At 63.5% G+C, this 13,120-nt stretch carries 7 protein-coding genes; 4 read left to right on the forward strand and 3 right to left on the reverse strand.

The annotated features are described in order from the left end of the window. Positions 1 to 128 precede the first annotated feature (128 nt). The gene (locus tag EH165_RS13135) at positions 129 to 620 is read right to left on the reverse strand and encodes a MarR family winged helix-turn-helix transcriptional regulator (protein WP_206425959.1); all 492 of its coding nucleotides are present in this window, start codon (positions 618 to 620) and stop codon (positions 129 to 131) included. Between the two features lie 175 nt (positions 621 to 795). Between EH165_RS13135 and EH165_RS13140 the strand changes: the two genes are divergently transcribed. Next, positions 796 to 2,490: a chloride channel protein gene (locus EH165_RS13140; RefSeq protein WP_422392157.1), complete on the forward strand. Its 1,695-nt coding sequence runs from the start codon at positions 796 to 798 to the stop codon at positions 2,488 to 2,490. A 51-nt stretch (positions 2,491 to 2,541) separates the two neighbouring features. Here the strand turns inward: EH165_RS13140 and EH165_RS13145 are convergent, their stop codons facing one another. Both EH165_RS13145 and EH165_RS13150 read right to left on the reverse strand, forming a co-directional pair. Beyond that, positions 2,542 to 3,507 (reverse strand): DNA-formamidopyrimidine glycosylase family protein, encoded by a 966-nt coding sequence (locus EH165_RS13145; RefSeq protein ID WP_124799849.1) that lies wholly within the window; start codon positions 3,505 to 3,507, stop codon positions 2,542 to 2,544. Position 3,508: 1 nt separating this feature from the next. After that, positions 3,509 to 8,596 carry an Lhr family helicase gene (locus tag EH165_RS13150; RefSeq protein WP_124799850.1) on the reverse strand — a complete coding sequence of 1,696 codons (5,088 nt, stop codon included), beginning with the start codon at positions 8,594 to 8,596 and terminating at the stop codon, positions 3,509 to 3,511. A gap of 135 nt (positions 8,597 to 8,731) precedes the next feature. On the opposite strand from EH165_RS13150, the gene EH165_RS13155 reads away from it, so the two are divergent. Genes EH165_RS13155 through EH165_RS13165 form a run of 3 tightly spaced genes read left to right on the forward strand, consistent with a single transcriptional unit; the run spans position 8,732 to position 13,046 of the window. Beyond that, complete coding sequence (locus tag EH165_RS13155; protein ID WP_164479232.1) at positions 8,732 to 9,358, forward strand: TetR/AcrR family transcriptional regulator; 627 nt, start codon at positions 8,732 to 8,734, stop codon at positions 9,356 to 9,358. Beyond that, a complete protein-coding gene (locus EH165_RS13160; RefSeq protein WP_124799852.1) occupies positions 9,352 to 11,085 on the forward strand; it encodes an ABC transporter ATP-binding protein in 1,734 nt (577 codons plus the stop codon). The genes EH165_RS13155 and EH165_RS13160 overlap by 7 nt, the downstream gene beginning before the upstream one ends. Further along, a complete protein-coding gene (locus EH165_RS13165; protein WP_124799853.1) occupies positions 11,082 to 13,046 on the forward strand; it encodes an ABC transporter ATP-binding protein in 1,965 nt (654 codons plus the stop codon). Before EH165_RS13160 ends, EH165_RS13165 begins: the two co-directional genes overlap by 4 nt. Positions 13,047 to 13,120: the final 74 nt, after the last annotated feature.

Here is a 13,120-nt window from a genome sequence, read left to right on the forward strand (position 1 = left end):
CGGGCCGCCAGAATCACGGCCGCGACGGCGACGGTCTAAATGTGACGTCCAGATACGGCGGAGTCGAAGACTGACCGCTGCAGTGGATCCACTGACGATGTTCCTTGGTTTTTGACCGGCGACGGCGCTCACCAACCGAGGGCGGCGGCATCCGCGTCGGTGTGCGGTTCGTGCGCGGCGTCGGCAAACGATCGCAGTGCCTGTACCAGGTCCGCACGGTGCTCGACATTCATCCCGCGAACGACCGCCGCAATCTCCCGCCGCCTGCGGGCGGTGACCTTCCGGACTACCTTCGTGCCGTCGCCGGTCAGTCCAAGCAAGACCTCGCGACGGTCGTCTGGGTTCTCCCGGCGGGTGACGAGGTCGACGGCGAGCAGCCGGTCGATCATTCGTAGCGCCGTCGAAGGGGTTACGTCCAACAGTTCGGCCAGACGCCCCAGATTGATCTGTCCGTGCGCCCCAAGGACCACCAACGTACGGAACTGCGCGAGCGTCACCGTCTCTTCCACTATTGCGAGAGACCGAGCGGCAACCCCCACCAGCACCCGTGACGCGGTCAGCACCGCAGACACCACGTCGTCAACTTCCGAGGCGCTCGCAGCCCCGAACGTACTCCTCATGCCCATCGCCTGCCTCTGATTTGATTTCCATTAGTGACGCCAATGGTTGCATACTGCAAATATGACCGACAATTCGAGGGCCTCCGGCCGAGGAGCAGGTGGGGCCCGCACTTTGCCGCTTCTTTCCGGCACCAGAAAAGGGCTCGCGCTGCTGCGGACCTCCGATACCGGACTACTGCTGCTCGCGCTGATCATCGGCGCCGGAGCAGGCCTTGGAGCCATCGCCTTTCGGTGGCTGATCCAGACCTTCACCCTCATCTTGTCCGGGCACGACGACTACTCCGGGCTCGGCAACGTCGCCAACCCGCATGTGCCCTGGCTGGGGAAATGGTTCGTGCTGCTGGCTCCTGTCGTCGCTGGGCTGCTCTACGGACCGCTCGTCTATTTTTTCGCCCGCGAAGCTCGCGGGCATGGCGTACCCGAGGTGATGTACGCCGTGGCACGCAAGGGTGGCCGGATTGCTCCTCAGGTTGCTGCCGTGAAGGCGCTTGCTTCGGCTTTATGCATTGGCGGGGGCGGGTCGGTGGGGCGCGAGGGGCCGATTGTGCAAATCGGGTCGGCACTGGGCTCTACCCTCGGCCGAGTCGTGAAGGTCACCGAGCCGCGAATGAAGGTGCTGGTCGCCTGCGGGGCAGCGGGTGGGATCGCCGCGACGTTCAACGCTCCGCTGGCTGGCGTGTTCTTCGCGATGGAGCTGATCCTGGCCAATTTCGCGGCCCAGTCTTTCGGGATGGTTGTGCTGTCCTCGGTCACTGCAAGTGTCATCGGCCGGGCGGCGCTGGGCAACGAGCCATTCCTCATCCTTCCGGAGTTCACGGTCGACCACCTGTCGCAGTACCTCTTCTTCGCGCTACTCGGTGTACTCGCGGGTGGCGTAGGCGTGGTGTTCACCAAGGTTTTGTACTGGATCGAGGACGCCTGCGACTGGGCGTGGCGCGGGCCGGAATGGCTGCGTCCGGCAGTCGGCGGACTGCTGCTCGGAGTGGTCCTACTACTGCTGCCGCAGATGTACGGCGTCGGTTACCCCGTACTCGGCAACGGAATCGCCGGCAACTACGCAACTGGCTTTCTGATCGTCCTCCTCATCGGCAAGGTCGTCGCCACCAGCCTGACGATCGGTATCGGCGGCTCCGGCGGTGTCTTCGCACCGAGCCTGTTCATTGGGGCTGTGCTCGGCGCGGCCTACGGACAGGGACTCAACGACGTGGTTCCAGGTCTGGCCGGATCGGTTGGTGCCTACGGTTTGATTGGGATGGGTGCAGTATTCGCGGGGGCGTCGCGGGCACCGATCACAGCCGTGGTCATCATGTTCGAATTAACGGGCGAGTACAGCATTATTCTTCCGCTGATGGTGGCGATCGTATTGGCGACCGGCGTTAGCCACATCATGTCCGGCGACACGATCTACACCCTAAAACTGCGCCGACGCGGGGTGGACCTGTCTGCTCCTCCGCACGCGGAGGCCATGATGGGCGCTCCCGTTTCGCAGATTATGGAACCCACCGACGCAACCATCGGGGAGCACGAAACCCTCGCGTCAGCAGTTGCTGCGCTATCCGTATCTCGTCATGGCCAATTGCCCGTGCTGAACGACGACGGTTTCTATCTCGGAGTCATCACCACCCGAACCGTCACGGAGGCGCTGGCCAGCGGTGACCGCGACGATGATCGGGTTGAGAACTGGATCGACAACACCGCTTCCGTTAATGCTGATGAGACCATCGAGAGTGTGCTCGTGCGCCTAGAGGACGCGCAGGGGCCGCTGCCGGTGATGGACCCGGGTTTGGGTGTCGTGGTCGGATGGCTCAGCCATCAGCAGTTGCTCACGAGTGTCTATCTGCCCAGGGGGTCGAATCCGCCCGGCGAATGACCCCCTGGCTTCGACGCCCAGCCCATCATCGAGATCAACGCCGCCGCTTCGTCACCTGCGTCGGTATTGCGCCGGCTTCCCAGCCACATTGGTCTTAGGCGCAGAACCCAAGGGGCGCTGCGGTTTTCCGTCATCTGTGGGCGTTGGTCCGGGCTGGCATGAGGGACAGTAGAAACCGGTTCGGGTGATGGGGGCGGCGTTGATCCGATTCGGGTCCCCCACCACGATGCCCGCCACGCGAATCGTGGTCCCGCATCTACGGCACGGCTTTCCCGACCGGGCGTGTACCCACTGTTGCTGTCCCGGGCGAGAGTTGCCCGTCGTGGTCTGTACCGCACGGACCACATTCGAGGCCAGCAGGATCCGTGCCCGCTCCACCACAGCGGCCACGTCGGGGACCTGGGAAACCGGTAGCCACGGCGAGATTCCTTTCAGGAAAAGCGCTTCGGCCATGTAGAAGGTACCGATCCCCGCGAGGTTTCGCTGCTCCAGCAGCGCAGCCCCGATGGTTTCATGGGGCGTTTGCTGGATACGCTCGAGCGCTAGCGTCACACCGAAATCCGCTGCGGGGTCGGCGAAGTCGGCTGCCAGAATATCCGGCCCGAGGTGGCCGATCAGCGTCGATTCGGCCGAGGTGGGAACAAGATCCATCATCCCTAGCCACACGCCAACCGCGGTCCATTCAGCATTCGCCATAGCCGCTCGCACCGAAGCTTGGGTGCCGGGTGGCCACGGCTTGCTGCCCGTTCGGTAGAGGTTCCAAGATCCATCCATCCGCAGGTGGGTTCTCAAAGTGAGCGGCTGAGCTGAAGCGGAAGGAATCCTCGCGCTCCCCTGCCCCGCCGCGATTCTGGTGAGGATCTGTTTGCCGTGCGCGTCGACCTCGAGCACCGTACGGCCCACCAAGTCCACATCACCCAGGGTGGGCCACCGAAGATCGCTTCTGGTCAGTTCGCGACCGGCCAGTCCCTGGTTCAGCCGATCCGCAGTGCGCCGGACGGTATCGCCTTCCGGCATCTCAGCGCACCCCCGCGCGCAGTCGCAGGCCCCGCGGGGTTGCGGCAAATCCAGCAGCGGAGAGTGCGTCAGGCACAGCGCCCGACGCCAAAAGTGCATCCTCGCCGTTGATGCGTTGAATCGTCATGGCACCGAGACCTCCGCGGCCAATCGCAGCGGCGATGGCTGCTGCCGCAGCGTTCAATGCGGCTTCGGATTCGGTGAACACCAGAAGGGTTTTTCCGCCCCGTTCGGCGTAAAACACCAGTTCACCGTTAGCCATCGCGACGAGGGCGCCTGCTCGCCGAGACGGGCGATGCTTCTCTTCCGACGCGGCCTCCGGCCAAGGGAGTGCGGCACCAAACGGACTGGCGGGGTCTGTCGCAGCAAGGACCAAGGCCTCCACCTGTGGGGCGACGAGTGCTCCTCCGGGGTTCATGATGGCGGCGGCAGCGGCGGCAAAGCCGTTGTCCTGCCAGGGAACTGGGCCGTTCCCGGCGTGGGCGGCAGAACCGGAAGTGGGGGAATCAGCTGTTTCTTGTTTGCCAGCCTCCCCGCTGGCTGCGCCCCATTGGTCGACAAACGTGCGCAGACGATCGATCGCGCCAGCGGACCCGAACTGCGCGGCGCCCAGACCTTCCACGAAGTACCCGCGCCTGGTTCGGCCAGCCTCTTCGAACGCGGCGAGAACCCGATAGACGCCTGCGAACCCGCCGAGAATCTCCTCGGCCACCACGCTGCCGCGGGTGACAATGCCGTATCTGTCTAACAGCACCTCTGCCGTGGCGTGCGCCCGAATAGTCGGGTCCAGCTCCACGGCCGGCAACAGCGACCACCGTCCGGCGACGGTGGGCGGACCCAGCTTGGTTACGGACAGCCCTGCTTGCCGCCCTGCCGACCGCATCGCCGCCGCTCGACCGGTAGAAAGCCCCTGCAGCCCACGTAATCTGCTTCGCGGAGCAGCCGGAGCGGTTTTGTGGGCGGTCTTTCCACCAGCGAGCCGAGCGCGCAGCGGGGCCGCGGTGTCGCCGGTGATCTGTGCGCTAAACACCAAGTCCCATAACGCTTCCGCCATCGGGCCGTCATTGGTGAGGCCGATATCAGTACACACCGCATCGGACAACGCGCGGAAGAAATACGCGCCACCGCCAGCGAGAACGCGGAGGATCGCCTCGTGGATCGACGTGGAGGTGTGTAACTGTTGGGGGCGGGTCGAGACAGGAACCTCGTCGAGCTCGGCCGCCAGTATTGGGTCGGTCACCGCGAGATCAGGCGCAGCCGGGCCAGACACAGCATCACCTTTTGCACCACCGACTTTTGCAGCCGAACCCTTTGCACCACCGGCCTTCGCGCCCCCGACCTTCGCACCGGCCTTCGCAGCCGCCCCCTTCCCTGGCACAGCAGGCGCACCGACAGCACCCTCCCCCAGCGGAAGCGGGAGGGTCAGGGATGCGGTGTCGGCGAGGTGCAGGGACACCCAGCAATCGTTGCCGGTCATTGAGCCATGCCCGACCCACAGCACCTCCCCCGCCGCGGTCAACTCGTCGAGCAACGCCGGGGTATATCCGTTGACCCTGGCAGGAAGGATCAGCGTTTCCAGCGCCGAAGCTGGCACCACGGCGCCGGCTAGTTGCTCCACGGCCCGGAGCAAACCCTCAGCGCCGCGCAGCTTTTCGTTGCGCCGGACCGACGGACCTATTCCGTTCCAGGCAGGTAAGAACTGGGCCAGCGCGGCGGGCGGCACCGGCTCTACCTCCGCTCGCAGTGCGGCGAGGGACCGGCGGCGCAGCAGTCGCAACACTTCGGCGTCGACGTACTCTTCGGCGCCCTCGATACCCCCGGCAGCGGTGGGCCGGAACTCCCCCTGCACCAGTCGGCCGGTCCCGACCAGCCTGCGCAAGGCGTCGGTGGCGACCGCTTGACCGAGACCAAAACGCTCGGCAGCCTGCGCGGCCGTGAACGGCCCCCGCACCCGCGAGTACCGGCCGAGCAGGTGACCGAGCGGGTCGACGCTCGGTTGGAGGAATGCTTGCGCGACGCCCAACGGCACCGGAACACCGACGCCGTCTCGCAACGCTGCGATGTCGGAGATGTCTGCATAGCGATCTACTCCGGCGATCCGGACGGCCGCGATTCGGCGGGCATCGAGGAGGTGAGCCAGCCAGTCGGGGACCGCCGAAGGGTCCGTGGAGCGCAGGGCGATTTCGGCAGCGTCCTGCGGCCCGAGAACCCGGAGCAGGTCGGCTGCTTCGTCGGCGTTGCGGGCTTGTCGACCCTCGATCAGGCGTTGCAGCTCTTTCTCTGCCTGCTCGATAGCGACCGGGTCCAGCAGGTCGCGGAGCGCTAACCCATCGCCGTGGCCGAGCAGGTCGGCGAGCAGCGCCGGGTCGACAGCGAGGGCTGCCGCTCGTCTTTCAGCCAGCGGCGTATCACCGTCATACAAGAACTGCGCAACGTAACCGAACATCAGCGACTTCGCGAACGGCGACGGCGTGCTCGTCTCAACCTCGACCACCCGCACGGAGCGGCCAGCGATCTGTTGCATCAGCGATATCAGGCCCGGTACGTCAAAGACGTCCTGCAGGCACTCGCGCACCGCCTCGGCAACAATCGGGAAGGTCGGGTACTTGGAGGCGACTTCCAGCAGTTGCGATGCTCGTTGCCGTTGCTGCCACAGAGGTTGCCGCCTGCCCACCTGCCGGCGCGGCAGCAATAGCGCGCGTGCGGCGCACTCCCGGAAGCGGGAGGCGAACAATGCGGAGCCGCCAATTTCGCGGGTCACGTCTGCTTCGATCTCTGTGGGTTCCAGAATCGCCAGGTCCGCCACCTCGGGCGACCCGCCCTCGTATTCCAGGTCCGGCAACCGGAGCACGATGCCGTCATCAGCGTGCATCGCTTGGACGTCGACCCCGTACCGCTCGCGCATTCTGGCTGCCAACGACATCGCCCACGGTGCGTGGACGGCAGCGCCGAACGGCGAATGGAGAACTACCCGCCAATCCCCCAACTCGTCCCGAAAGCGTTCCACCACAATGGTTTTCTCGTCCGGCAACGCACCGGTCGACTGTTTTTGCTCGTTCAAGTACGCCAGCAAGTTGTCCGCCGCCCACGTATCCAGCCCCGCGAGCGTCAGCCGCTGCCGCGCCGCGACGTCGGTGGCGTTGCCGATTTCGCGCAAGAAGGCGCCGTGGGCTCGCCCCAGCTCAGCGGGTCGACCAAGGCCGTCCCCACGCCAAAACGGCAACCGACCCGGACGGCCGGGAGCGGGTAACACCTTGACCTGATCGTGGGTGATGTCCACGATCTGCCACGACGAGGAGCCCAACGCAAACACGTCGCCGACCCGCGACTCGTACACCATTTCTTCGTCAAGTTCGCCGACTCGGCGCCCCGGCCCTTCGCCGGTTGCGAGGAACACCCCGTACATCCCGCGGTCGGGAATGGTGCCACCCGAGGTGATAGCCAAACGTTGAGCGCCGGGCCGTCCGGTCAGCGTTCCGGTGATGCGGTCCCAAACCAACCGCGGTCGCAGCTCCGCAAACTCCTCGCTCGGGTACCGACCGGAGAGCATGTCCAGTACGGCCTCGAGCACGCTGCGGGGCAACGCGGCGAAAGGCGCGGACTTGCGCAGCAACTCGTGCAACTCTTCGACAGCGATGTCGTCCAGTGCCACAATCGCCACGATCTGCTGGGCCAGCACATCCAGCGGGTTCGTCACGATTGCCAGCGCTTCGACAGCGCCCACCAGCATCCTCTCGGAAACCACCGCCGATGCCACCAGGTCACCCCGATATTTGGGGAACATGATGCCGTGGGAAGCCGCCCCGACCTGGTGACCGGCCCGGCCAATACGCTGCAAACCACTGGCCACACTCGGGGGCGTCTCGACCTGGATCACCAGGTCGACCGCGCCCATGTCGATGCCGAGTTCCAAGGAACTGGTGGCGACCACCGCGGGCAGGAGACCGGATTTCAGCTCGTCCTCCACAATGGCTCGCTGGGTTCGGGACACCGATCCGTGGTGCGCCTTCGCGAGGGTGGGGCTGGCTCCCATCATCAAACCGGATCCACCCATTAGCTGAGCGGGCGGCTGGTTTTCTGACGCGCCCTCCGCGGCGCCAAGCCGTTCTGCGTGGATCTCGTTGAGCCGGGCGGTGAGACGTTCGGCCAAACGCCTGGAGTTGGCGAAGACGATCGTCGACCGATGCTGCCCAATCAGGTCAACGATGCGCTCCTCGACATGCGGCCAAATCGACGTCAGCGGTACCTGGCCTGCCGCGGTTCCGGTGAGATCGCCGGTGGGGGCCCCCAGTTCCGCGAGGTCTGCGACCGGAACCTGGACCTCGACGTCAATCTTTTTGGTTGACGGCGGCTGGACCATCGTCACTGGCCGCCCACCCGTCAGGAAGCGACCCACCTCACTCAGGGGCCGCACCGTCGCCGACAAACCGATTCGCTGGGCGGGTTTGTCCAGTAGGGCATCCAAGCGGTCGAGCGAAACCGCGAGGTGGGCGCCCCTTTTGGTGCCCGCGACCGCGTGCACCTCATCCAGGATCACTGTGTCGACGCCGGCCAACATCTCGCGCGCCTTGCTGGTCAGGATCAGAAACAGCGACTCGGGAGTGGTAATCAGGATGTCGGCGCCCTTGCGGGCAAAGGACCGCCGGTCCTCCACCGGGGTGTCACCAGAACGGATGGCCACTTCGATAGCGGGCACCGCAACACCCTTCAACTGGGCCTGAACCGCGATCCCTGCGAGCGGCGAACGCAGATTGCGCTCGACGTCCACCGCGAGGGCCTTCAAGGGCGACAGGTAGAGCACCCGGCAGCGCTTCGCCGGCCCAACCTCGGGTCCTGCCTCCACAAGGGTGTTGATAGCGGAAAGAAATGCCGCCAGCGTCTTGCCTGATCCGGTTGGCGCGACGACGAGTGTGTGGTCGCCGCGGCCGATCGCGTCCCATGCACCGGCTTGAGCGGGTGTTGGCTCGGCGAAGACAGAGGTGAACCAGCCGGCGACCAGTGGCGAGAAGCGTTGTAACGCCGCAGCAGGGTCGAAGGCATCAGCTCCAGCGGCCTTCGGTTGCGTTGCTGCCGTTTTTGATGCCGCCATATTCACCCCCTGAACGCACTGATGTCCTTCACCGAATACCCATTATTCGCGTTCGCACCGACACCCATTTTTTGCCAGCGGCAGAAGAACAAAAATTTGTGGTGAGTGAGCGCTCACTCATGTACCTTCGACCAGGTGCCACTCCCTTGCGTCCGCGCTCCCGCGCTCCCGCCCGACCAGCGCCGGCAAGCCATCATCACCGCCACTCTCCCGCTGCTGCGCACCTTTGGTCCGACAGTGACCACCCGACAAATCGCCACGGCGGCCGGGATCGCAGAGGGCACCATCTTTCGGGTCTTTCCCGACAAGGAAACCTTGATCCAAAAGACGATCGAGTCCGTGTTCGACCCCGAAGCGGCGATTGCAGAACTGGAGGCGCTGGACCCGGAAGCTGAATTGCAGCCGCGTTTGACGGCGGCGGTCGAGATCCTGCAGCGCCGCCTCAGGGACGTCTTCCACCTCATCGCTACGGTCGGAGCAGCGCATCGCCGCCTGCCCCACACATCCTTAGCCAGCCCCGGACCAGACGCCGTTATGGACGCAGTCCTCGAGGTGCTCGGACCCGACCTTCCTCGGCTTCGACTCGAGCCTGCCGAAGCGGGGCATATGTTACGGCTGCTTGTCTTCGCCGGCACCCACCCGGTCATGACCGCGACGGCTCCCGTGTCCGCATCTCAAATTGCCGACCTTTTTTTGCACGGCAGCCTCGCCTCACCCACCGCACCCCAGAACGCCCAGACACCCGGAGAGCCTTCGTGCTAATCACGCTCTTGCGCACCTACCTGCGCCCCTACCGTCGCCCACTGGCGGCGGTGATGGTTCTGCAACTCATCCAGACCATCGCAAACCTGTACCTACCGAACCTCAATGCCGACATCATCGACAAAGGCGTGGCCCAAGGCGATACCAACTACATCTGGTCGGTAGGTAAGTGGATGCTGCTGATCTCGGGGGTCCAGATCGCAGCAGCGATCAGTGCCGTCTACTTCGGCGCCAAGGTAGCAATGGGATTCGGTCGCGACCTGCGCGCGGGCATCTTTCATCAGGTGGGCAATTTCTCGGCGCGCGAGATGGGCAGCTTCGGCGCCCCCACGCTGATTACCCGAAACACCAATGACGTGCAGCAAGTACAGATGCTGGTGCTGATGGTGTGCACCATGTTCGTCTCCGCGCCCATTATGGCGGTCGGCGGCATCTTCATGGCACTGCGCGAGGACGCCAAACTCTCTTGGTTGCTGGTGGTCTGCGTTCCGGTGCTGGTCGGCGCTATCGGCCTCATCGTGATTCGACTCGTGCCCCAGTTCCGCGTCATGCAGGTCAAGATCGACAAGGTCAATCAGGTACTCCGCGAACAGATCTCGGGCATGCGGGTGGTGCGCGCCTTTGTTCGCGAAGACTATGAAACCCGCCGCTTCGCCGATGCCAACACCGATCTCACCGCGACGGCCCTTAAAGTCGGCCGGTTGATGGCGATGATGTTCCCGATCGTGATGTTGGTCTTCAACTCCTCCAGCGTCGCCGTGCTGTGGTTCGGTGCGAGCCGTATCGACAGTGGTGGAATGCAAATCGGTGGCCTCATCGCCTTCCTGTCGTACCTGATGCAAATTCTGCTATCGGTCATGATGGCTACCTTTATGTCCACGATGATCCCGCGCGCGGCGGTCTGCGCCGACCGCATCCAGGAAGTATTGACCTGCGAATCATCTGTCGTACCCCCGCAATCGCCGGTAACAAAGGTCCTGCAGCACGCCACTCTCGAGATGCGGGGCGCCACTTTCGCTTACCCTGGTGCTAGCGATCCCGTGTTGCGCAACATCACCTTCAGTGTCAGGCCAGGTGAAACCACAGCGATTATCGGTAGCACCGGAGCGGGCAAGACCACGCTCCTGGGTCTGATCCCGCGACTTTTTGACGTCACGCAGGGCAGCGTGTTGATTGATGGCGTGGATGTGCGGGAACTGTCCCCGTCGTTGATGGCGACCATGATCGGCCTCGTACCGCAACGGCCTTACCTCTTCTCGGGCACCGTCGCGAGCAACCTGCGGTATGGCAACCCACAGGCCACCGATGACGACCTGTGGAAGGCCTTAACTATCGCGCAGGCAAAGGGTTTTGTCGAAGCGATGCCGTTGCAACTCGAGGCGCCGATAGCCCAAGGCGGCACCAACGTATCCGGTGGCCAACGGCAGCGCCTTGCCATCGCGCGCGCCCTGGTGCGGGAACCGGAGATATATCTGTTTGACGATTCCTTCTCGGCGCTCGATCTTTCCACCGACGCCAAACTGCGGGCGGCACTTCGGCCGCATGTCACCAACTCGGCCGTCATCATTGTGGCCCAACGAGTTTCGACCATCGCCCGCGCCGATCAGATTCTCGTCATCGATGATGGCGCCATCGTCGGCAAGGGCACCCACGAAGAATTACTCAACAACTGCCCGACCTACCAAGAAATTGTTTCTTCCCAGCTCACCACCGAGGATGCAGCATGAGCACCACCACCGAGAAGCGGCCAGCACCCACTGGCCCAGGCCGCCCCGGCGGGCCAATGGCAGGGATGGGGAAACCGGTCGAGAAGGCCTTGAACTTCACCGTTTCGGCCAAGCGCCTCTTTGCCAGAATGCGACCCGACGCCATGGGGATTTATGCCGTCATCGCGCTGTCCATCATCTCTGTCGGTCTAACCGTCATCGGGCCCAAAATCCTTGGCACCGCCACCAACATCATCTTCGACGGCCTCGTTGGCAAACAACTGCCCGCAGGATTTACGAAAGCACAAGCGGTGCAACAAATTCGAGAGAGCGGCAACGGCACATTCGCTGATCTAGTGTCAGGACTCGCCGTAGTGCCCGGCACCGGCATCGATTTCACCGCTCTCGGCTGGGTGCTGCTGCTCGTGCTGGGCCTGTTCATCGCATCTTCGGTGTTCTCGCTGATCCAGGGCTTTATGCTGACCAGGATCGTGCAGCGCACCGTGTTCTCGCTGCGCTCCGACGTGGAGACAAAGCTCAACAGGTTGCCGCTCAAGTATTTCGACGGCCGAACCCGCGGCGAGGTTCTCAGCCGTGTTACCAACGACATCGATAACGTGTCACAGAGCCTGCAGCAGACCATGAGTCAGCTCCTGACGTCAGCGTTTACGGTGCTCGGCGTGCTGATCATGATGTTCATCATTTCGCCGCTGCTTGCGATCATCGGCCTCGTAACGATTCCATTATCCGCATTGATCACCGCCATCATCGGCAAGCGCAGCCAAAAACTCTTTGTCGCCCAGTGGAAATCAACGGGTGAGCTCAACGGACAGATCGAAGAATCCTTTACCGGACATTCGTTGGTCAAGGTCTTCGGCCGTCAGCTCGAATCGGAGGCAACCTTCAAGACCAAGAATGACGAGCTGTACGCGGCAAGCTTTGGGGCGCAGTTCGTCTCGGGCATCATCATGCCGGCGCTGATGTTCATCGGAAACATCAACTACGTACTGATCGCCGTCATTGGCGGTCTGCGGGTTGCCAGCGGCTCCATGAGCATCGGCGACGTGCAAGCCTTCATCCAATACTCCCGCCAGTTCACCCAGCCGCTAAGCCAGTTGGCATCGATGGCAAACGTCCTGCAATCCGGGGTCGCCTCCGCCGAAAGGGTTTTCGAGCTTTTGGACGAGCCGGAGCTCAGCCCCGAACAGACCACACTTGCGAGCAAGCGTCCGACCCACGGCCGGGTGGAGTTTGCCGATGTTGACTTTTCTTACAACCCGGAAACACCATTGATCGAGGGTCTCTCGCTCGTCGCAACCCCTGGTCAGACCGTCGCCATTGTGGGTCCGACGGGAGCCGGCAAGACGACGCTGGTCAACCTGATAATGCGGTTCTACGAAATCGATGCTGGCCGCATCACCCTCGATGGCATTGACACGCAGTCGATGTCGCGTCACGAGTTGCGGTCGAAGATCGGCATGGTGCTGCAGGACACTTGGCTTTTCGGTGGAACCATCCGAGAAAACATTGCCTACGGGAATCTCGACGCAACCGAGGAAGATATCCAAGCAGCGGCGAAAGCGACCTTCGTAGACCGGTTTGTGCACTCGCTTCCGGACGGCTACGACACCGTCTTGGATGATGAGGGCACTAACGTCAGCGCCGGCGAGAAGCAGTTGCTCACCATCGCACGGGCTTTCCTGGCCAACCCGTCGCTGCTGATTTTGGACGAGGCCACGTCCTCTGTGGACACCCGAACCGAGGTGATGGTGCAACGAGCGATGGCGGCGCTGCGCAGCGACCGGACGAGTTTTGTTATTGCGCACCGCCTTTCGACAATCCGCGACGCAGATCTGATCCTTGTGATGGATGCCGGCAAGATCGTGGAGCAGGGCACCCACACCGAGTTGCTAGCAGCGGGCGGCGCGTATTTTGCCCTCTACAACTCCCAGTTCTCTGACCCTGAAGTAGAAGTCAGCTAAACGCTGCTAGCCGGATCTGGGATCATTTGCCCGCCCACAGCGGGCAAATGGTCCCGCATTCGCATTTCTCGGCC

Source organism: Nakamurella antarctica, assembly GCF_003860405.1.
Taxonomy (GTDB): Bacteria; Actinomycetota; Actinomycetes; order Mycobacteriales; family Nakamurellaceae; genus Nakamurella; species Nakamurella antarctica.